The organism is Ottowia flava (assembly GCF_008017535.1).
Classification (GTDB): Bacteria; Pseudomonadota; Gammaproteobacteria; order Burkholderiales; family Burkholderiaceae_C; genus Ottowia; species Ottowia flava.
Map to the genome: position 1 here is coordinate 293,714 of NZ_VRUA01000001.1, position 21,002 is coordinate 314,715.

General features: G+C 67.6%; 14 protein-coding genes and 1 pseudogene. 7 read left to right on the top strand and 8 right to left on the bottom strand.

Annotated elements, in window-relative coordinates; translation table 11 throughout:
• Nucleotide 1: 1 nt before the first annotated feature.
• From FVQ98_RS01360 to FVQ98_RS01395, 8 genes and pseudogenes are all read right to left on the bottom strand, one after another.
• Nucleotides 2–541, bottom strand: coding sequence for a hypothetical protein (locus FVQ98_RS01360; protein ID WP_147911615.1), 540 nt, complete (start codon nt 539–541; stop codon nt 2–4).
• 224 nt (nt 542–765) lie between these two features.
• The gene (locus tag FVQ98_RS01365) at nt 766–1,704 is read right to left on the bottom strand and encodes an ROK family protein (RefSeq protein WP_147911616.1); all 939 of its coding nucleotides are present in this window, start codon (nt 1,702–1,704) and stop codon (nt 766–768) included.
• A 19-nt stretch (nt 1,705–1,723) separates the two neighbouring features.
• Nucleotides 1,724–3,883 (bottom strand): NAD-dependent DNA ligase LigA, encoded by a 2,160-nt coding sequence (gene ligA / locus FVQ98_RS01370; RefSeq protein WP_147911617.1) that lies wholly within the window; start codon nt 3,881–3,883, stop codon nt 1,724–1,726.
• Nucleotides 3,884–3,938: 55 nt separating this feature from the next.
• The gene (locus FVQ98_RS01375; protein WP_147911618.1) at nt 3,939–5,084 is read right to left on the bottom strand and encodes a cell division protein ZipA C-terminal FtsZ-binding domain-containing protein; all 1,146 of its coding nucleotides are present in this window, start codon (nt 5,082–5,084) and stop codon (nt 3,939–3,941) included.
• Nucleotides 5,085–5,343: 259 nt separating this feature from the next.
• A complete protein-coding gene (smc, locus tag FVQ98_RS01380; protein ID WP_147911619.1) occupies nt 5,344–8,859 on the bottom strand; it encodes a chromosome segregation protein SMC in 3,516 nt (1,171 codons plus the stop codon).
• Nucleotides 8,860–9,151: 292 nt separating this feature from the next.
• A pseudogene (locus FVQ98_RS01385) lies at nt 9,152–9,316 on the bottom strand (DUF3761 domain-containing protein); the annotation flags it as partial.
• Nucleotides 9,317–9,372: 56 nt separating this feature from the next.
• Entirely contained in the window at nt 9,373–10,275 is a 903-nt protein-coding gene (locus tag FVQ98_RS01390) for a ferritin-like domain-containing protein (protein WP_255507566.1), read from the bottom strand.
• A 125-nt stretch (nt 10,276–10,400) separates the two neighbouring features.
• Nucleotides 10,401–10,649, bottom strand: coding sequence for a hypothetical protein (locus tag FVQ98_RS01395; protein WP_147911621.1), 249 nt, complete (start codon nt 10,647–10,649; stop codon nt 10,401–10,403).
• 217 nt (nt 10,650–10,866) lie between these two features.
• Here FVQ98_RS01395 and dapC point away from each other — a divergent pair, with 217 nt between their 5' ends.
• From dapC to FVQ98_RS01430, 7 genes are read left to right on the top strand one after another with little or no spacing between them, the layout of a single operon-like run.
• Entirely contained in the window at nt 10,867–12,072 is a 1,206-nt protein-coding gene (gene dapC, locus FVQ98_RS01400) for a succinyldiaminopimelate transaminase (protein ID WP_147911622.1), read from the top strand.
• A gap of 13 nt (nt 12,073–12,085) precedes the next feature.
• Nucleotides 12,086–12,919, top strand: a complete 834-nt coding sequence (gene dapD / locus FVQ98_RS01405; RefSeq protein ID WP_147911623.1) for a 2,3,4,5-tetrahydropyridine-2,6-dicarboxylate N-succinyltransferase — start codon at nt 12,086–12,088, stop codon at nt 12,917–12,919.
• A 57-nt stretch (nt 12,920–12,976) separates the two neighbouring features.
• Nucleotides 12,977–14,248 carry a PilT/PilU family type 4a pilus ATPase gene (locus FVQ98_RS01410; RefSeq protein WP_255507567.1) on the top strand — a complete coding sequence of 424 codons (1,272 nt, stop codon included), beginning with the start codon at nt 12,977–12,979 and terminating at the stop codon, nt 14,246–14,248.
• A 16-nt stretch (nt 14,249–14,264) separates the two neighbouring features.
• Entirely contained in the window at nt 14,265–15,458 is a 1,194-nt protein-coding gene (gene dapE / locus FVQ98_RS01415) for a succinyl-diaminopimelate desuccinylase (protein ID WP_147911624.1), read from the top strand.
• A complete protein-coding gene (gene prmB, locus FVQ98_RS01420; protein ID WP_147911625.1) occupies nt 15,455–16,318 on the top strand; it encodes a 50S ribosomal protein L3 N(5)-glutamine methyltransferase in 864 nt (287 codons plus the stop codon). The genes dapE and prmB overlap by 4 nt, the downstream gene beginning before the upstream one ends.
• A 44-nt stretch (nt 16,319–16,362) precedes the next feature.
• A complete protein-coding gene (locus FVQ98_RS01425) occupies nt 16,363–18,885 on the top strand; it encodes a DUF7657 domain-containing protein (protein ID WP_147911626.1) in 2,523 nt (840 codons plus the stop codon).
• Between the two features lie 4 nt (nt 18,886–18,889).
• The gene (locus FVQ98_RS01430) at nt 18,890–20,950 is read left to right on the top strand and encodes an ABC-F family ATP-binding cassette domain-containing protein (RefSeq protein ID WP_147911627.1); all 2,061 of its coding nucleotides are present in this window, start codon (nt 18,890–18,892) and stop codon (nt 20,948–20,950) included.
• Nucleotides 20,951–21,002 lie beyond the last annotated feature (52 nt).

The following is a 21,002-nucleotide window of genomic DNA, read 5'->3' on the forward strand; positions in this document are numbered from 1 at the left end:
CTCAGGGGTTGCCGGGCGTGCCCCCGCGGCGGTCGATGCCCATGCCGCTTTCACCGAAGCTGCGGCCCGGCCGCGGGTGCAGGCCGTTGTTGGGCATCGGCGGCCGAGGCGGGCGCGGTTGCACACTCGGCGGCGGGCGGTTGCCGTTGTTGCCTTGCCAACCCGGGCGGTTGCCGTTGTTGCCCTGCCAGCCACCGGGACGGTTGCCATGGTTGCCCTGCCAACCCGGGCGATGGCCGTTGTTGCCGTGCCAACCGCCGGGACGGTTCCAGTTGTTGCCGTGCCAACGGTGGCCGTTGTACGAATGGCCGTAGACGCCCAGCGAGAACGACGGGCCGTAATAGTAGGGCGCGCCACCGTAGTAATAGTTGGGCGTCTCGTAGTACGTCGTGCCGGGATAAACCACCGTGGACCCGGTGTCGTACCCGTAGCCATACCCGTCGACCGGCGCGACCACACAGCCGCCCAACAGGGCCAGCGCGCCCGCGGCAACGCCCAGCGCCGCACGGCGCGCGAAGGAAGAGGACGGTTGAACTGCCATGTCCGGATCTCCTGAAGGAAAGGGCGGGACACTCCACGCCCAGAATGGCTTCACTGTAGTCCTGTCGTGTAAAGCTTAGGCAAACACGGTGCGAGGTTTCGGCAAAGACCTACAAGGCCGGCGCGTCGGTTTCTCTCTGTGCCCGCGCCGGAACGAACCCGGTCCCTGAACGCCCGGCAGCGGCGATCCGTTGACCCCGCTGGCCTGGGATGCCAGCGTTCCGGTCAATCCAGCGCGGCGCGCGGCGGCGCGGACAGCCACGCCGCCCCTCGTACCCCCGAGGAATCACCGTGCCGGGCCGGCAGCAGGCGCGTGGCGACCTGGTCGCTGAAGATGTGCTCGCCCCAAAGGCGCGGCACATCGGTGTAGAGCGCGGCGACATTGCTCATCCCGCCGCCCAGCACGATGACGTTCGGATCCAGCACGTTGACCACCTGCGCCAGCGCGCGGGCCAAGCGGTCGGCGTACCGCCCCCACGAAGCTTGCGCGCCGGCATCGCCCGCCCCCGCTGCCGTCACGATGGCCGGCGCCGCGAGCGCCTGGCCGGTGTGGCGCAGATGGTCCGTCGCCAGCGCTGGCCCGGACAGCCAGGTTTCGACGCAATCGGCGCGCCCGCACCAGCAGCGCAGGGCTGGCCCGTCGCCTGCGCCACGAGCGAACGGGTTGTGGCCCCATTCGCCGGCGATGCCGTTGCGTCCGCGCAGGATGTGTCCGTGTACCGACACACCCGCACCGACGCCGGTGCCCAGGATGGCAGCGAACACCACGCCCTGCCCCGCCCCGGCGCCATCGGTCGCTTCGGACAGCGCCAGGCAGTTGGCGTCGTTCTCCAGCCGCACCGGCCGCTGCAGCAAGGCGTTCAGGTCCTGCTGCAGCGCCTGGCCGTTCAGCGCCGTGGAATTGGCGTTGCGCACCCGCCCGGTGACGGGCGAGAGGCTGCCGGGAATGCCAACGCCCAGCGGCAACCCAGTTCCGCCCAACCGCGCTTCGGCGGCGTGCACCAGCTCGGCGATCGCCACCAGCGTGGCGTGGTAGCCGCCTTGCGGCGTGTCCACACGCTCGCGCAGGACAAAGGCGCCGGCCGCATCCAGCGCAGCGATCTCGATCTTGGTGCCGCCCAGGTCGATGCCCAGGCGCAGATCGTTGTGCGGGCCGCTGCGCATGGCGCGCTGCTGCAAGGCCTCAGCCCAGCCCAGCCAGCAGCGCCTGCATGCCGGCTTCGTCCAGCACCGGCACGCCCAGCTCGCGCGCCTTGTCCAGCTTGCTGCCGGCCTCTTCGCCAGCGACGACGTAGCTGGTCTTCTTGCTGACGCTGCCGGCCACCTTGGCGCCTTGCGCTTCCAGCAGCGCCTTGGCGTCGTCGCGGCTGAGCGTAGGCAGCGTGCCGGTGAGCACAAAGGTCTTGCCGGTCAGCGGCAGCACGGCGTTGGCGACGGGCTCGCCCTCGTTCCAGGTCACACCGGCGGCGCGCAGCTGTTCGACCACCTCGCGGTTGTGCGGCTGGGCGAAGAAGGTGTGGATGCTTTCGGCCACCACCGGGCCGACGTCGGGCACTTGCAGCAGTTGGTCGACGCTGGCGCCCATGATCGCGTCCAGCTGGCCGAAGTGGCGCGCCACGTCCTTGGCCGTGGTCTCGCCGACGTGGCGGATACCGAGCGCGTACAGAAAACGCGCCAGCGTGGTCTGCTTCGATTTTTGCAGCGCGTCCAGCAGGTTCTGCGCCGACTTGTCGGCCATGCGGTCGAGTGCGGCGAGGCTGGTCAGGCCCAGCTTGTAGACGTCCGGCAAGACCTTGACCACACCGCCGTCAACCAGCTGTTCGACCAGCTTGTCGCCCAGGCCTTCGATGTCCAGCGCGCGGCGGCTGGCGAAGTGCAGCAGCGCCTGCTTGCGCTGCGCGCCGCAGAACAGGCCGCCGGTGCAGCGGTGGTCGGCCTCGCCCTCTTCGCGCACCACGTCGCTGCCGCACACCGGGCAGTGCGTGGGCATGGTGAATTCGGGCGCGCCAGGCGCGCGCTTGTCGGGCAGCACGCTGACCACTTCGGGGATCACGTCGCCCGCGCGGCGCACGATCACCGTGTCGCCCACGCGCACGTCCTTGCGGCGCGCTTCCAGCTCGTTGTGCAGCGTGGCGTTGGTCACCGTCACGCCGCCGACGAACACCGGGGCCAGCTTGGCGACCGGCGTCAGCTTGCCGGTGCGGCCGACCTGGATGTCGATCGCCTGCACGGTGGTCAACTGTTCCTGCGCCGGGTACTTGTGCGCCACCGCCCAGCGCGGCTCGCGCGACACGAACCCCAGCTCGCGCTGCAGCGCCAGGCTGTCGACCTTGTAAACCACGCCGTCGATGTCGAACGGCAGCGCGTCGCGCTGGGCTGCGATGTCGGCGTGGTACGCTATCAAATCAGAAGCTGCCTGCGCTTGCCTGATAAGCTCTGAGACTGGAAAACCCCATGATTTCAGCGTCTGCATGACCTGCCAGTGCGACGTGAAATCGGGCCCACCGTCGGCCGCTGGCGTCACCTCGCCCAGGCCGTAGGCGAAGAAGCTGAGCGGCCGCTGCGCCGCGATGGCCGGGTCGAGCTGGCGCACCGCGCCCGCCGCCGCGTTGCGCGGGTTGACGAAGGTCTTGGCACCCTTGTCGCCCGCGGCCAGGCGTTCGCGCATGCGTTCGTTCAGCGCTTCAAAATCGTCTCGGCGCATGTAGACCTCGCCGCGCACTTCCAGCAGCGGTGGCACCGCAAATTCGGCCGCTTTGCCGGCGTGCAGCGTCAGCGGGATCTGCCGGATGGTGCGGATGTTCTGCGTGACGTCTTCGCCCGTTTCGCCGTCGCCGCGCGTGGCGGCCTGCACCAGCACACCGTTTTCATAGCGCAGGCTGATGGCCAGGCCGTCGAACTTGGGCTCGGCCACGTAGCCGACCGGCGCGCCTGCCAGCACGGCCGTGGCGTCGGGACCGAGCGGCGTGGCGCGGTGGCGCGGATCGGTCGTTTTCAGCTCGGTGCGGCGCTGCTCCGCCGCCAGGTAGTTGCGCACCTGCTGGTCGAACTTCTCGGCCCCGGCGGGCGTGGTGTCGGTTTCGGTGCGGATGCTGAGCATGGGCACGGCATGCCGCACCGGCGTGAAGCCGTCCAGCACCGTGCCGCCCACGCGCTGGGTGGGCGAATCGGGCGTGCGCAGCTCGGGGTGCGCGGCCTCCAGCGCCTGCAGCTGCTGGAACAGCTTGTCGTATTCAGCGTCCGGCAGCTCGGGCGCGTCCAGCGTGTAGTACTGGTGCGCCGCGCGGTTCAGGGCGGCGCGCAACTGTGACGCCTGGGCGGCGACATGTGCTTCTGATTTCATAGCTGCCTGCGCAGGTCCCCGTAGGGCCAGCGGCACAAATGATTCAAAAAACGGCTCAGCTGAACAGACGCCGCGCCTGGGCCGATCCGGCGGCCAGGTCGTGCGCGTCCAGCGTGTCGTACAGGCGCGTCAAGTCGGCGCCGATGGTGTCGATCATCTCGGGGCGCAGCGGCTGGCGCGCGTCGTCGGTGATGACGCCGTCCATCGCCTCGGCCAGCGCGAAGGCGGCGTCGCGCAGGCGCTCGAAGGGGCGCTCTTCGCGGTGCACCTGCGGCACGTCCAGGTTCAGCGTGACTTCAGTGATGGCGGTGTGCGCCGGGTCTTCGGCCAGGGCGGCCTGGGCGTCGTAGCTCAGGTCCAGCACGGGCGGCAGGCCGGTCACACTGGAGGCCAGCACCATGCGCCCGGGGATCGAGCCGGCAACAAAGCCGATGCGCGCCGCCTGCTGCTGCACGAAGCCGGGGCTCCAGGCCGCGCCGCGCGCGCGCAGGGTGAAGCCCAACTGCGCGTCGTGCTGGCTGGCGAACTGGTCGAGTTCGCGCGCGCGGGCCACTTCGTGCAGCATGTCGGGCAGCTCGGCCGCGCCGCCCACCGTTTCGGCAAAGCGTTCGGTCTTGACGACGAATTCGGAGTATTCGATCTCGTTCAGTGCGCCGGTGCGGTTGGCCAACTGCACGCCGGCCTGCAGCGCGGAATAGCGCTTGCCGGCGGCCGGGGGCTCCCAGTCGCCGGTGGCCTCGCTCTGCCCTTCCACCAGAAAGCGCTTGCTGCCCACGCGCCGCGTCGCCGGCAAGGCGGCCAGCACCGCGTCGCCCGACACCACCCGCCCGTCCAGCGCGATCGGCGCGATCACGTCGATCAGCGCGTCAAGGTGCGGCGAACGGTCCGGCAGCGGCAGCATGGCCAGCGTGGTGGTGCTGGCGAAATCGGCCGGGGCGTCGGCGGCAGACGTGAAATCGGCCCGCGCTGGCGCCGGGTCGCGCAACTCGCCGTCCAGCACCGGCTCCATGCGCTCGGCCGACAGCGGCGCGCCATCCATGCCCGGCTCGGCGCGCTCCACCTGTTCCACGCGCGGCCCCGCCGGCTCGTCCGGCTGCGCCTGCCGCGGCTCATTGCGCCGCGCATTCCAGGTGTTGTAGGCGATCACCCCACCCAGAATCAACCCACCCGCCACCGCCAGGCCCACTTGCAAAGCACTCATCTTCTTGTGACTCCCAGGGCAACGCCCCTCGCTGGGATTGCGTTCTGTCGTGCCGGTTCCGTGCCGGTGCAGCTGATCACGCCGACGGCAAAAGCCCAGCCACCCTCAGCACAACCGCGCGCCCGCGGCGGCGAAGCCCGCCGCCCCAGCGAACGCCGTGCTCGGGCTTGCACCGAGCACTGGCGTTGTCCCCCCTCCCGCAGCGCGCAGCGCGGAGAGTGAGGGGGGAAGGCGCCGCGAGGCGACTCAGGGGGGTGCCTCATATTTCTGCCATCCCGACCGCAGATTCCATATCCACCGCCACGATCCGCGACACACCCTGCTCCTGCATGGTCACGCCGATCAGCTGCTCGGCCATTTCCATGGCGATCTTGTTGTGGCTGATGAACAAGAACTGCGTGCCCTGCCCGCTCATCTTGGTGACCAGCTTGCTGTAACGCTCGGTGTTGGCGTCGTCCAGCGGCGCGTCGACCTCGTCCAGCAGGCAGAAAGGCGCGGGGTTCAGCTGGAAGATGGCGAACACCAGCGCAATCGCCGTCAGCGCCTTTTCGCCGCCCGACAGCAGGTGGATGGTCTGGTTCTTCTTGCCCGGCGGCTGGGCCATGACCTGCACGCCCGAGTCGAGGATTTCTTCGCCCGTCATCACCAGCTTGGCGTTGCCGCCGCCGAACAGCTCGGGGAACATGCGGCCGAAGTGCTCGTTGACGGTGTTGAAGGTGCTGCCCAGCAGTTCGCGCGTTTCGCCGTCGATCTTCTTGATCGCGTCTTCCAGCGTGGTCATGGCCTCGGTCAGATCGGCCGACTGCGCGTCGAGGAAGGTCTTGCGCTCGCGCGCACTGGTCAACTCGTCCAGCGCGGCCAGGTTGACGGCGCCCAGCGCCTGGATCTCGCGGTGCAGGCGCTCAATCTCGCCCTGCAAGCCCGTCAGGCGCACATTGCCTTCGGCGATCGACTGGCTGACGGCGGCCAAGTCGGCCTCGGCGTCGGCCAGCAGTTGCGTGTACTGCTCGGTGCCCAGGCGCGCGGCCTGCTCCTTGAGCTGGAATTCGGTGATGCGCTGGCGCAGCGGGTCAAGTTCGCGCTCCAGTTTCATGCGCCGCTCGTCCGACGCGCGCAGCTTGGCGGTCAAATCGTCGTAGGTGCTGCGCTGCGCGCCCAGGGCTTGTTCGCGCTCCAGCTTCAGCGCCAGGGCCGACTGCAGACCGGCCTGCGCGGCGGCGTCGGTCAGGCGGCCCAACTCTTCGGCGGCGCGCTGCTGTTCGGTGTCGATGGCGCCGCTTTGCTGCGCGGCGGTGTCGATGGTGCGGGCCAGTTCGCCGCGGCGCGCCTCCAGGCTGCGCTGCGCGAAGGTGGCTTCCTGCGCCTGGCGCTCCAGCGTGCGCTGCTGCTCGCGCGCTTCGGCCAGCTTGCGCTCGGCCTCGATCACGCGTTCGTCCAGTTGCGCATGGCGTTCCTGCGTGTCGGCCAGCTGCATGTCCAGCTCTTCAAAGCGCGCCTCGGCTGTCACGCGGCGCTCCTGCAGCGCTTCCAGGCCGGCGTCGACCTCGGCCAGGTCGCCGGCGATCTGCTCGCTGCGCGCGCGGGTCTGCTCGGCCAACTGGGTCAGGCGCAGGGTTTCGACCTGCAATTCGTGTGCGCGCTGCTGGGCCTCGGCCGCTTCGCGGCGCGACGTGACCAGGCGCTGCGACGCATCGCTGTACGCCGCTTCGGCACGCACCAGGCCGCTGCGCGCTTCTTCGTTGATCAGCTGCTGCGCGCGCAGCTGCTTGTCCAGATTTTCAATCTCCTGCGCGCGCGCCAGCAGGCCGGCTTGTTCGGAATCGGGCGCGTAGAACGTCACGCTGTGTGCGCTGACGGCGTGGCCAGTCGGCACGTAGATCGCCTCGCCGGTCTTCAGCTGACTGCGTTGCGCCAGTGCGTCGTCCAGCGTGGGCGCGGTGTAGCAGCCAGCCAGCCAGTCGGCCAGCAAGGCCTTCTGACTGGCGTCGTGCAGGCGCAGCAGATCGGCCAACGCGGGCAGCGCGCCGCCCGCAGCCGAAACCGCGCCGGCGGGAGGGCTGTAGAAGGCCAGCTTGGCCGGCGGCGCGTCGCTGGCGAAGGCTTTCACCATGTCGATGCGGCTGACCTCCAGCGCGGCCATGCGTTCGCGCAAGGCGGCTTCCAGGGCGTTTTCCCACCCGGCTTCGACGTGGATGCGGCTCCACAGGCCTTGCAAGCCGTCCAGCCCGTGCTTTTTCAACCAGGGTTGCAGCTTGCCGTCGGTCTTGACCTTGTCCTGCAGCGCCTTCAGCGCGTCCAGCCGCGCCGACAAATCGCTTTGCCGCGCCGATTCAGTGTTGACCGCCTGCTGCGCGGCGCGGCGTGCCTCGTCCAGTTGGGGCACGCTGTCCTGCAGCTCTTGCAAGCGCGCGTCGGCCACCTCGTGGGTTTCTTCGGCGGCGGCCAGTTGCTCCTGCACATTGAGCAGCCGCTGCTCGTCCGGCGCGGCCAGGGCGTTCTTGTCGGTCGCCAGGCGTTCGCGGCGCTGGTTCAGCTGGCGCGACTGTTCTTCGATGCCGCGCTGCTCGGCCGCCAGCACCTGGATCTGCTGCTGCACCTGCGCCACGGCGGTGCGCTGCTCGGTCGCCTTGCCTTGCGCAGCGCGCAGCGCGTCTTCCATGTCGGGCAGCGACTGCTGTTGGTCTTCCAGCTGCGCTGCCAGGGTGATGTGGCGGTCCTCGGCCTCGGCGGCCTGTCCGGCCAGGGTTTCGATTTCTAGCTCGGCCTCGGCCTTGCGGTCGGCCCAATGGGCGAGTTGCTCCTTCAACTGCACCAGCCGCGCTTCGGCGCGCTGGCGGCCTTCGACGACGAAGCGGATTTCGGCTTCGAGCCGGCCGACTTCGGCGCTGGCTTCGTACAGCAGGCCTTGCGCCTGGTTGACCTGGTCGCCGGCGGCGTAGTGGGCCTGGCGCACGGCTTCGAGGTCGGCTTCGACGTGGCGCAGGTCGGCCAGTCGGGCTTCGAGGTCGGTGACGGCCTTCTCGGCGTCGGCCTTGAGCTTGACCTGGCCCTCTTCCGCCTCGGCGCGCTTCAAGAACCAGAGCTGGTTCTGCTTGAGGGCCGCGCCCGCCTGCAGGCTTTGGTACTGCTGGGCGACGGCGGCCTGGCGCTCGAGCTTGTCCAGGTTGGTGTTCAGCTCGCGCAGGATGTCTTCGACGCGGGTGAGGTTCTCGCGCGTGTCGGACAGGCGGTTTTCGGTCTCGCGGCGGCGTTCCTTGTACTTGGACACGCCGGCCGCTTCTTCCAGGAACAGGCGCAGCTCTTCCGGGCGGCTTTCAATGATGCGGCTGATCGTGCCCTGGCCGATGATGGCGTAGGCGCGCGGGCCGAGGCCGGTGCCCAGGAACACGTCCTGCACGTCGCGGCGGCGTACCGGCTGGTTGTTGATGTAGTAGCTGCTGCCGCCCTCGCGCGTCAGCACGCGCTTGACGGCGATCTCGGTGAACTGGCTCCATTGGCCGCCGGCGCGGTGGTCGGCGTTGTCGAACACCAGTTCGACCGACGAACGGCTGGCGGGCTTGCGGCTGGTGGTGCCGTTGAAGATGACGTCCTGCATGGACTCGCCGCGCAGTTCGGACGCTTTGGATTCGCCCAGCACCCAGCGCACCGCGTCCATGATGTTGGACTTGCCGCAGCCATTGGGCCCGACCACGCCGACCAGCTGCCCCGGCAGCATGAAATTGGTGGGTTCGGCGAAGGACTTGAAGCCCGAAAGCTTGATCGAGTTGAGTCGCACTGGCGCGCAGCCCGCACGGGGCGCAAAAAGAAACGGGGCAAACCACCGATGATACCGTGCGGCAGCCCGCGCCCCAGGCGGCCAACGAGGGCTTCACACCCTGTTTCGGGCCCAAAATTACTCCTGAATTCGTAGCTTGCTGCGCAGGCGGTTGTAGGGCCAGAGGCCAATTTCATTCAAAACCCGCGCAAGAGCACGTTGGCCGGGCAGCGATGACGCCGTCCGGCCAACGGGGGCGCCGCGCACCGGCGGAGCCGGCCCAGCAGCGGGCGCCAGGGCTTGCGCCGCCCGATCAGCCCGCGCAGACCTTGCCGTGCGAGGCGTGAAAGCCCTTGGCCTTGGCGTCGGCTTCGCTCATGTACTCGCCCTTCTTGGTCTTGCCGTAGAACTTGTCGTTCGCGCAGTGGTAGACCTTGGGCGCGTCGTTGGCCCAGACCTGACCGGCCGCGCCACCGGGAAAAATAGTGATCTGACCCCAATTCACGTAATTCACATGAGAAGGCGCCGCGCGCCCTACGCGTCCAGCACCCGCCTCGCCAGTGCCGCCAGGGGCCGCTCCAGCCGCGCTTCCAGCCAGTGCGGCAGCGCCATCGGTTTGAGCAGCATCCGCACGGCCTGCTGGGCGGGGAGGCGGTCGCTGACCAAGGGGTACAGGCGCGCGGCGACGTCTTCGACGCGCGCGGCGTGGTGCGGGAACAGTCGGCCCTTGTGCGCCCAGACGTGGCGCAGGGCGATGTCGGAGTCGGATTCGCGGATTTCCTGCAGGCGCCGCGCCAGCACCCGCGCCACGCGCCAGCGGGCCACAGGGCGCGCGGCCCGCAGTTGCTTGAAATAGGCCAGGAAGTGCTTGTAGTGACTGACCTCGTCGGCGCGGATGTGGCCGAGCAGGGTTTGCAGGACGGGCTCGTCGCTGAAAGTCCGCAGCGTCTGGTAGTAGCTGGTGGTGCCGGTTTCGACGACGCAGCGCGCGGCCAGCTCCAGCGTGCGGTCGTCCTCCAACGCCTCGGTGGTGCACAGGGCGCCGTACTCGGCGATGAAACTGTTGAACGCGGTCTGCCAGGGAAACTCGGGCCACGCCGCCTGCACGTAGGCGGCGAAGGCCCGACCGTGCTGCAGCTCTTCGTGCTCCCAGTGGTCGCGCAACCAAACGGCGATGGGGGGGTGATCGGCGTAGTGGTCGACCAGGTTGCGGGTGTACAGGTCCGAGCCCGACTCAATGAAGGACGCGCTGACCAGCAGATAGAACAGCGCCTCGTTGTCCGCGATGCGCGCATGGTCGATGGCACTGAGGTCGATGTCTTCCAGACGCCAGCGGATGCTGGGCGGCAGGTCCTGCGTCGTCGAAGAGCCGTCTGCGCTGCGGGCGGCGCGAGCACGGGGAGCAGCCGCCCATGAGGTGGTGGAAAGCCGATTCATCCCGGGCAGTATGACCGGCCTGAGCGCCAAGGGCCTGCGCAGCCAGCTACAAAATGCCTACCGACGGGTGGCGTCGAGCGTCTACCGCCCGTCCACCTCGCAAGGGGCCGACCGCGCAACGGCTTTCATACGCGGTCCCGCAAACCCTTCACGCCCGCGCGCTCGGCGCAATGGTCGCAACAGAAGAAGCGCCCGCCCTCGGCCTCCAGCCCATGGCCCAGGATGCGGACCTTGCAGTGCTCACAGGTCGGCGCCAGTTTCTGGGCGGCGCATTCGAAGCTGTCGAAGGTGTAGCTCTGGCCGTTGGCGGTGACCTGAAAGGCTTTGTCGTACACATTGCCGCAGGTGGCGCAGGCTTGGGAGGCGTTCGGCATGGTTGGCTCCTTGCGGGACCACATGCCCGCACCACTCCACCTTAGGCGCGCAACAGGCGTAGCCGGGTAGGACAAGCCCGGCATCGGCCCGCCACGGCAACGGCGTAGGGCAGAACGAGCAAACCGGGGCGCTCCTTTCGCCCAGGGCCAGCTCGGGACGGCCGTTCGCGAGCTGCACCAGCACCCCGTCGCACATCCCGCCGCGATAATCGGCTGCATGAACCCCCTGCTTTCCCGGCTGCAGCCCTACCCTTTCGAGCGGTTGCGCCAACTCTTCGCGGACGTCACGCCAAACGCCGACTACCGCCCGATCAGCCTGGGCATCGGCGAGCCCAAGCATGCCACACCGCAGTTCATCCAGGACGCGCTGGCGGGTGATCTGGCCACCGGCCTGTCGGGCTACCCGCCCACGGCGGGCACCCCCGGCCTGCGCGCCGCCTGCGCCGGCTGGCTGCAACGCCGCTATGGGGTGTCGGTCGATTCGGCAAGCCAGGTGATTCCGGTGCTGGGCTCACGCGAGGCGCTGTTCTCGCTGGCCCAGACGGCGATCGACCCGACCCAAGAGGGGGCCACCGTCGTCTGCCCCAATCCGTTCTACCAAATCTACGAAGGCGCCGCTCTGCTGGCCGGCGCTCAGCCGCACTACGTGGCCAGCGACCCGGCGCGCAACTTTGCGCCGCGCTGGGACCATGTGCCGCAAGACGTGTGGGCACGCACGAAGCTGGTCTACGTTTGCTCGCCAGGCAATCCCACGGGCGCCGTGATGCCGCTGGACGAGTGGAAGCTGCTGTTCGATCTGAGCGACCGCTACGGCTTCGTGATCGCCTCAGACGAGTGCTACAGCGAGATCTACTTCCAGGGCGACGCGCCGCTGGGCGGCCTGGAAGCCGCCACGAAGCTGGGCCGCACCGATTTCAGGCGCCTGGTCATGCTGACCAGCCTGTCCAAGCGCAGCAACGTGCCGGGCATGCGCTCGGGCTTCGTCGCGGGCGACGCCGACGTCATCCGACCCTACCTGCTGTACCGCACCTACCACGGCAGCGCGATGAGCCCGGCCGTGGCCACCGCCAGCATCGCCGCCTGGGGCGACGAGGCGCACGTGGAGGACAATCGCCGCCAGTACCGTGAGAAATTCGCGCGCGTCACGCCCTTGCTGGCGCCCGTCATGGACGTGCGCTTGCCCGACGCCGCCTTCTACCTGTGGGCCGGGGTGCCGGAAGTGTGGAAAGGTTCCGACACCGACTTCGCCCGTGCCTTGCTCGCTCAATACAATGTGACCGTCTTGCCCGGCAGCTACCTGGCCCGCGAGGCGGATGGGGTCAACCCCGGCCGGGGCCGCGTGCGCATGGCCTTGGTGGCCGACACCGCCGAGTGCGTCGAAGCGGCCGAGCGCATCGTCCAGTTCATCCAATCCAAGTCCTGAGCTTTTTCATCACATGACCCAGCAACTGCAGCAGATCATCGACACCGCGTGGGAAGACCGCGCCAACATTTCGCCCAAGGCCGCCCCGAAAGAAGTGGCCGACGCCGTCGAGCACGTCATCAGCGACCTGAACGCTGGTCGCGTGCGCGTGGCCACGCGCGAAGGCGTGGGCCAGTGGACGGTGCACCAGTGGATCAAGAAAGCCGTGCTGCTGTCGTTCCGCCTGAAGGACAACGAATTCATCCGCGCAGGTGACCTGGGCTTCTTCGACAAGGTGCAGACCAAGTTCGCCCACCTCGACGAAGCCGCCATGCGCGAGTCGGGCGTGCGCGTGGTGCCGCCCGCCGTGGCGCGTCGCGGCAGCTTCATCGGCAAGGGCGCCGTGCTGATGCCCAGCTACGTGAACATCGGCGCCTACGTGGACGAAGGCACGATGGTAGACACCTGGGCCACCGTGGGCAGCTGCGCCCAGGTCGGCAAGAACGTGCACCTGTCGGGCGGCATCGGGCTGGGTGGCGTGCTGGAGCCCCTGCAAGCCAACCCGACCATCATTGAAGACAACTGCTTCATCGGCGCGCGCTCGGAAGTCGTTGAAGGTGTGATCGTCGAAGAAAACTCGGTGCTCGGCATGGGCGTGTACATCGGCCAGAGCACCCCGATCTTCAACCGCGAAACCGGCGAGATCAGCTATGGCCGCGTGCCGAGCGGCAGCGTGATCGTCAGCGGCAACCTGCCCAAAAAGACCGCCGCCGGTCAGGACTACAGCATGTACGCCGCCATCATCGTCAAGACGGTGGACGCACAAACCCGCTCCAAGACCAGCATCAACGACCTGCTGCGTCCCTGATCGCCGTCGTCGCCCGCCCTGCACCCTTAAAAAAACGTTCGCGTCCGGAGGAAGTCCATGCCCGCAGCGCCGCAATCCATGATGGAACGCATCCTGCACCTGATGGCCGAAAAGCAGGCCTCGGACGTGTACCTGTCGGCGCATGCGCCGGCGACGATCAAGATCAACGGCGAATGCCACCCCATCAACAGCCAGCTCTTGCCGCCCGACGCGGTGATGAACCTGCTGATCGATGTGGTGCCGCCCAACCGCATCGAAGAGCTGCGTGAGACGGGCGAGCTGAACATGGCCATCCCGATCCATGGCCTGGGCAACTTCCGTCTGTCGGCCATGCGCCAACGCGGCACCTATGCCGCGGTGGTTCGCTTCATCAGCCCCAATATTCCAGCATTGGACACGCTCAATCTCCCCGGTATCCTGAAAATGCTGGTGATGGAAAAGCGCGGCCTGATCCTGATGGTGGGCGCCACCGGCGCCGGCAAATCGACCTCGCTGGCCGCCATGCTGGACCACCGCAACGGCCTGGTGCCTGGCCACATCCTGACGATTGAAGACCCGATCGAATACATCTTCACCAACAAGAAATCGCTGGTGAACCAGCGCGAAGTCGGCTCCGACACCGGCGCGCTGCAGATCGGCCTGAAGAACGCGCTGCGCCAGGCGCCTGACGTGATCCTGATTGGCGAGATCCGCGACCGCGAAACCATGTCCGCCGCCATCGCCTACGCGCAGTCGGGCCACCTGTGCCTGGCCACGCTGCACGCCAACAACAGCTACCAGGCGCTGAACCGGGTGTTGAGCTTCTACCCAGTCGAAGTGCGCCCCACCCTGCTGGGCGATTTGGCCGCGGCGCTGAAGTCCATCGTGTCGCAGCGCCTGATCCGCACGCTGGACGGCGGCCGCACGCCCGCCGTCGAAGTGATGCTGAACACCAAGCTGGTGGCCGACCTGATCGAAAAGAGCGACTTCTCCGGCGTCAAGGAAGCCATGGACAACTCCATCGCCGAAGGCTCGCAGACTTTTGAACAAGACCTGGCGCGCCTGATCAACGCCGGCATCATCGACCGCAAGGAAGGCCTGGCCAACGCCGATTCGCCGACCAACCTGATGTGGCGCCTGCAGAACGACACCACGCGCTATTCCGCCAACCAGCCGCAGGCAGACGACGAGGCGGCCAGCGACGAGCCGTCCTTCACCGAAATCACGCTGGACGTGCCGGCGCCGGGCAAGAGCGGCTTCCCGCGCACCGGCTTTGGCAACAGCGGCTTCAACAACTCGGGCTTCCAGGATTCCAAGCTGGGCAGCTTCGCCGACTCGCGCCTGGGCTGAGGCACCAAGCAACTTCATGGCCAACACGTCCGCCACCCGCGCCCTCGCCGAAGACCTGATCGCCCGCCCCTCCGTCACACCGCAGGACGCGGGCTGCATCGACCTGCTGGCCGCACGGCTGGCGCCGCTGGGCTTCGTCAACGAAATCATCGACAGCGGGCCGGACAACTTCCGCGTCCGCAATTTGTGGTCAAAACGGCCTGCAGCCATACAACCATCTGCGCGGGCAGCTCCTAAAACCATAGTCTTTGCCGGCCACACCGACGTTGTGCCCACCGGCCCGCTGGAGCAGTGGACCAGCGACCCGTTCGTGCCGACCGAGCGCGACGGCAAGCTCTATGGCCGCGGCGCCAGCGACATGAAGACGTCCATCGCCGCCTTTGTCGTGGCGACCGAGCAGTTCCTGGCCGCGCACCCCAACGCACCGCTCAACATCGCCCTGCTGCTGACCAGCGACGAGGAAGGCCCAGCCTTGGACGGCACCGTCGTCGTTTGCGAAGCCCTGAAGGCGCGCGGCGAAGTGCTGGATTACTGCATCGTCGGCGAACCCACCAGCGTCGACCGCACCGGCGACATGATCAAGAACGGCCGCCGCGGCACGCTGTCGGGCCGCCTCACGGTCAAAGGCATCCAGGGTCACATCGCCTACCCGCACCTGGCGCGCAACCCCATCCACCAGCTCGCACCCGCGCTGGCCGAGCTGGTCGCCATCGAATGGGACCGCGGCAACGAGTTCTTCCCGCCCACCAGCTGGCAGGTCAGCAACATCCACGGCGGCACCGGCGCCAGCAACATCATCCCCGGCCAGGTGGTGGTGGACTTCAACTTCCGCTTCTGCACCGAATCCACGCCCGAATCGCTGCAGCAGCGCGTCGAAGCCGTTCTACAAAAGCACGGGTTGGACCACGACCTGAAGTGGACGCTGGGCGGCCGCCCCTTCCTGACCACGCCCGGCACCCTGGTGCAGGCCGTGCAGGCCGCGATCCGCGCCGAGACGGGCATCGAGACCGAGCTGTCCACCACCGGCGGCACCAGCGACGGGCGCTTCATCGCCCAGATCTGTCCGCAGGTGATCGAACTCGGCCCGCCCAACGTCAGCATCCACAAGATCGACGAGCACATCGCCCTGGCCGACATCGAGCCGCTGACTGCCATCTACCGCCGCGTGCTGGAAAACCTGGCCGCGCTCGCCTCTGGCGACGGCGCATGACGCTCGCCGAACTCGTCGCCGACACTGAGCGCGCCCTCTCCGAAGCCGGTGTCGGCTTCGGCCACGGCACCACCAACGCGCGTGACGAAGCCGCCTGGCTGGTGCTGCACGCGCTGGGCCTGCCGCTGGATACGGACTTCACCGATTCAGCATCAAATCAGCCTGTAGCGCCCGCCAGCCAAGCGCAAGCAGCTACGCTTTTGAAAGCGCGCATTGACACGCGCAAGCCGCTGGCCTACCTGATTGGCGAAGCCTGGCTGCAGGGCGTGCCCTTCACGGTGGACGAGCGCGTCATCGTGCCGCGCAGCCTGATCGCCGAAACCATTGCCGACGGCAGGATCGACCCGTGGCTGAGCGATCGCACCCGCCGCGTGCTCGACCTGTGCACCGGCAATGGCAGCCTGGCCGTACTGGCCGCCATGGCCTGGCCCGACGTACAGGTGGACGCGGCCGACCTGAGCACCGACGCCCTGGCCGTGGCCAAGCTCAACGTGCAACGCCACGCGCTGCACAACCGCATCCGGCTGATCGAATCCGACGGCCTGGCGCACTGCGACGGCCCGTACGATCTCATCCTCTGCAACCCGCCCTACGTCAACGCGCAAAGCATGGCCGCGCTGCCCGCCGAATACCGCGCCGAGCCCGAACTGGCCCTGGCCGGCGGCATCGACGGCATGGATTTCGTGCGCCAGCTGCTCAAAGACGCGCCCAGCCGCATGACGGAACACGCCGTGCTGGTGCTGGAAATCGGTCACGAACGCGCGCATTTCGAAGCCGCGTTTCCGCACCTGAACCCGATCTGGCTGGACACCAGCGCCGGTGACGACCAAGTTCTGTTGCTGCCCGCGCCCTTCGTCTGACGAGGGTACTTGCCCTCCCTCTTTCACCCTGCTGGTTGCTATCCGTGCCGTTCGCTCCGCTACGTTTGCTGTTCGCAGCTTTGCGCCTGGTCCTGCTCGGGCTCTGGCTGGCCTGTAGCACAACGGCTTCAGCAAACGCATCGGCGACTGCTCAGGGTGCTATTGATGCGCTGAGTTACGACGGGGAACACGGCCTGCTTGAAATTCGCGGTTGGGCCTGGTCCGGCGACCATCAGGCCGTGCCGCGACGCTTCATGGTCCGCGTCCGCGACGCGTCCACCGAAACGGTGTCGGTCAACACCGTGAACCGGCCCGACTTGGGTACGCAACTGGGTGACGCCGCGTCCACCGGGGTCGGCTTCGTACTGACGGTTCGCCCCAATACGCGCCTGTCCGCAGGTATGCCACGCGTGGACGTCGTTGCTGAATTTCCAGACGGAACCTTGTTGGCCCTGCCGAGCGTTGATGGCGAGCCAACACGCGTGCACGTTAGGGGCATGCCTGGTCGCCATGCGGTCGTGCTGTTGGTAGTGGCTCTGGGCATCGGGGTCGCGTATTGGCCTGCGGCTCGGCGAGCCGCGGAGCGCGCAAGCACCTGGGTGGCGGGGTCCACGCGGCGGGTCGTGGCCTGGATCGCCGTCAGCTTCGCGGTCCTGGTTGCGCTCGGCGTGACGGGAAGCTCCTGGCAGCTGCTGACCAGAAGCCCAGTCGGCGTGGGTGCCGCCAGCTTCGAGGGGTCAATGCTGCGAGTGCTGCCACTGCGCAACATTCGCACCGATGAATGGGCCGTGCTGACGCCCAATGTGCTCGCCCAGCATCAGCACAGCCCGCGTTTCCCGGTGGTCAATTCCCACATCGGCATTGAAGGCCAAAACATGGGCGTCATCGGCATGACGGGAGCGCCCATCGCCCAGTTCGCGGCGCTTGCTCGACCAGCCACCTGGGGCCACTTTTTGCTACCCCTTCGCCAAGCGCTGAGCTGGCAGTGGCAGCTGCCGTTCTTTGCCTGCTTGACCGTCGTCTGGTTGCTGCTGAACCGGCTCAATCCGCTGGGACGTGGTTTCAACCTGGCCGCCACCGCCAGCTTTGCCATGGCGCCGTACGCCACGGCATGGTCGAACTGGCCACTTTATGCGGTGCTGTTCCCGGTAGGTCTGCTGGGCGTCGCACTGGCGCTGTTGCGGGCGCGAACCGTGATCCTCGGACTTGCGTGGGGCGCATTGGCGGGCTGGCTGGTGGCCGCCTGGGTCCTCCTGCTCTATCCCCCGTGGCAAGTCACCGTGGGCACGCTCATGGCTTTTCTGCTGCTGGGCCATGTGCTGGATTACCGCGCGCAGTGCCGTTGGACCACCGCCCAGTGGGCCGGTAGCGTCGTCAGCCTTTGCATCGCTGGCGGTCTGCTTTTCAGTTGGTGGCTGGACACACATGACGCCATAGCCCAGTTGAGCGCCACCGTGTACCCGGGGCAACGCACGACAGCCCTGGGCGGCGATGCCAACATGAGCCAGTTTCTGCGCGGATTTTCCAACGCCGAAACCACCATGTACGGTACCGGCCCGGGCTCCAACCAGAGCGAGATCAGCGCCTACTACCTGTTGCCCTGGATGTTGCTGGGCCTGGGTCTCTGGCATGGGTGGCGGGAATCACACCACAAGTGGTCGATCCGCGCCTGTACCGCATTTCTCGCGCTCACGCTTTGGTACGCCTTCATCGGCTTGCCCGAATGGTTGGCCCAGCTGAGCCAGTGGGGCCGCGCACGCACCGATCGAACCGAATTGGCGTTTGCCCTGGCGGGTACCGCGCTGCTGGCACTGATACACGGCGTGCATCGGGCACAGGGCACTCACCCACGATCACGAACACCCGCCGTCGCTGTGAGCGCATCGCTGATTGCGCTTGGCAGCGGCGTCATGGTGATGTACGCACTGCACAGTCTGCCGACCACGCATTTCTCGCGCAACAGCCTGGTCTATGAAATCGCCATGGGCAGCGCCGGCGCCGCCATAGCATGGTGGATGATGCGGGGCCGTCTCGGCGCAGCCGTCGGCATGGCCCTGACACTGGGCCTCATCACGGCGCTGGGATTCAACCCTCTCTCGCTCGCACCCAAATCGGTCAGCGTGGCCGACGCGACCAAGCCCTTTGCGTACGACCTGACAGCAACGCCGCCACGCCCACTGCGGACGCTGTTTTTGGGCAGCGGGATGCAAGCCTTGGAACTGGCGGCGCTGGGCGTACCCACCGTCAATGGCGTGTTCTACTACCCGCATCGCACGCTCTGGCGAGATTTGGCGCTACCGGCGTCGCTGTGGCCGACGGTGAATCGCTATCAGCATCTGGATTTTCGGCTCTCCGCCATGGCGGGTGACGCTACCTACCAGGTCACGTCACCCCAAGCGGATGTCGTGACCGTTTCCATCGATCCCGGTCGGTTCGATTTTTCCCTCACCGGCGCGGAACGCGTGCTCGCACCAGCGGACGACGACGGACGGGCGCTTTCGACCAACCCGTTTCTGACCGCTCTCGGTCAATCCGGGGGCCTGGTCTGGTTCGAAGTAAAGCAGTAAGAGCTTGATCACCCTCAAAAATATCATCCTCCGCCGCAGCGCCAAAGTGCTGCTCGACAGCGTCTCCGTCACCCTCAACCCTGGCGAGAAAGTCGGGCTGGTGGGGCGCAATGGCGCGGGCAAGTCCACGCTGTTCGCGCTGCTCAACGGCACGCTGCACGAAGATGGCGGCGATTTTTCGGTGCCCAAACAGTGGCGGCTGGCGCAGGTGGCGCAGCACATGCCCGAAACCGAGGAGTCGGCCACCGATTTCGTGGTGGCCGGTGACACCCGCCTGATGGAGGTGCGCGAGCGCCTGGCGCAGGCCGAAGCGGCGCACGAAGCCAACCCGGACGACGTGGACGCGGGCATGGCGCTGGGCCAGGCCCATACCGACCTGGCCGACGCGGGCGAGCACGACGCCGTGCCGCGCGCGCAGGCGCTGATCCTCGGCCTGGGCTTTCAGGTGCCCGAGCTGGATCAGCCGGTCAACAGCTTCTCTGGCGGCTGGCGCATGCGCCTGCAGCTGGCGCGCGCGCTGATGTGCCCAAGCGACCTGCTGCTGCTGGACGAGCCGACCAACCACCTGGATTTGGACGCCCTGGTCTGGCTGGAAAGCTGGCTGCAGCGCTACGCCGGCACCATGATCGTGATCAGCCACGACCGCGAATTCCTCGACGCCGTGACCGACGTCACCCTGCACATCGAAAACGCGCGCCTCACGCGCTACGGCGGCAACTACAGCAAGTTCGAGGACATGCGCGCGCTGCAGATGGAGCAGCAGCAGCAGGCCTTCACCAAGCAGCAGGAAAAGATTGCGCACCTGCAGAAGTTCATCGACCGCTTCAAGGCCAAGGCGAGCAAGGCCAAGCAGGCGCAAAGCCGCGTCAAGGCGCTGGAGCGCATGGAAAAGGTGGCGCCGCTCTTGGCCGAGGCCGACTTCAGCTTCGAATTCAAGGAACCCGCCAACCTGCCCAACCCGATGCTGAGCGTGAGCGATGCCAGCTTCGGCTACGTGCAGGACGATGCACCGCCCAAGGTGATCCTGGCGGGCGTCAACCGCTCCGTCCTGGCGGGCCAGCGCATCGGCATTCTGGGCGCCAACGGCCAGGGCAAATCGACCTTCGTGAAGACCATCGCGCGCGAAATGGGTGCGCTGGCCGGCACGGTGACCGAAGGCAAGGGCCTGAACATCGGCTACTTCGCGCAGCAGGAGCTGGACGTGCTGCACCCCGGCAGCAACCCGCTGGAGCACATGGTGCGCCTGGCGCGCGAGCTGGGCGCGGCCGCGCCCGAGCGCAGCACCGAGCAGGATCTGCGCGGCTTTCTGGGCAGCTTCAACTTCAGCGGCGAGATGGTCAAGCAGCCCGTGGGCACCATGAGCGGCGGTGAAAAAGCCCGTCTGGTGCTGGCCATGATGGTGTGGCAGCGCCCCAACCTGCTGCTGCTGGACGAGCCGACCAACCACCTGGACTTGGCCACGCGCGAGGCGCTGGCGGTGGCGCTGAACGAATTCGAAGGCACGCTGATGCTGGTCAGCCACGACCGCGCGCTGCTGCGTTCGGTGTGCGACGAGTTCTGGCTGGTCGGGCGCGGCAAGGTGACCGATTTCAATGGCGACCTGGACGACTACCAGCGCTACCTGCTGGACGAAGCCAAACGCCAGCGCGAAGCCAACGCCAAGCGCAATGCTATCGAATCGCTAGCTGCCAGCGCAGATGGATCTAGGGCTGAAGCCTTAAAAGACCCTCAACCCGCTGCCGCGCCCGTGACCACTGCGGCACCCGCAGCCCCCGCGCTGAGCGCCGCCGACCAGCGCCGCCAGGACGCGCAGCGGCGCCAGCAACTGGCCGATCAGACGCGCCCGCTCAAGCGCGAGCTGGCCCAGGCGGAAGCGCGCATGGACGCCATCGGCGGCGAGCGCAACGCGCTGGAGGCGCAGCTCAGCCAGCCGCTGCCGCCCGACGAGATTGCCCAGGCCGGCCGCCGCCTGAAGGTGCTGGGCGACGAGCTGGAGCAGCTGGAAGCGCGCTGGCTGGAACTGTCCGACAGCCTGCAAACGCTGGAACAATCGGCCGCCGTGTGACGCGCCGATGACAGCCGCGCCCGTGCCAGATGGGCCCTTGGTGCGCGGCGCG

Coding starts and splice junctions, on each gene's coding strand:
- FVQ98_RS01395 (WP_147911621.1), bottom strand. CDS start 10,649: ATGCCGAACGCCTCCCAAGCCTGCGCCACCTGCGGCAATGTGTACGAC.
- dapD (WP_147911623.1), top strand. CDS start 12,086: ATGACCCAGCAACTGCAGCAGATCATCGACACCGCGTGGGAAGACCGC.
- FVQ98_RS01390 (WP_255507566.1), bottom strand. CDS start 10,275: ATGAATCGGCTTTCCACCACCTCATGGGCGGCTGCTCCCCGTGCTCGC.
- dapE (WP_147911624.1), top strand. CDS start 14,265: ATGGCCAACACGTCCGCCACCCGCGCCCTCGCCGAAGACCTGATCGCC.
- FVQ98_RS01410 (WP_255507567.1), top strand. CDS start 12,977: ATGCCCGCAGCGCCGCAATCCATGATGGAACGCATCCTGCACCTGATG.
- FVQ98_RS01365 (WP_147911616.1), bottom strand. CDS start 1,704: ATGCGCAGCGGCCCGCACAACGATCTGCGCCTGGGCATCGACCTGGGC.
- dapC (WP_147911622.1), top strand. CDS start 10,867: ATGAACCCCCTGCTTTCCCGGCTGCAGCCCTACCCTTTCGAGCGGTTG.
- FVQ98_RS01375 (WP_147911618.1), bottom strand. CDS start 5,084: ATGAGTGCTTTGCAAGTGGGCCTGGCGGTGGCGGGTGGGTTGATTCTG.
- ligA (WP_147911617.1), bottom strand. CDS start 3,883: ATGAAATCAGAAGCACATGTCGCCGCCCAGGCGTCACAGTTGCGCGCC.
- prmB (WP_147911625.1), top strand. CDS start 15,455: ATGACGCTCGCCGAACTCGTCGCCGACACTGAGCGCGCCCTCTCCGAA.
- FVQ98_RS01360 (WP_147911615.1), bottom strand. CDS start 541: ATGGCAGTTCAACCGTCCTCTTCCTTCGCGCGCCGTGCGGCGCTGGGC.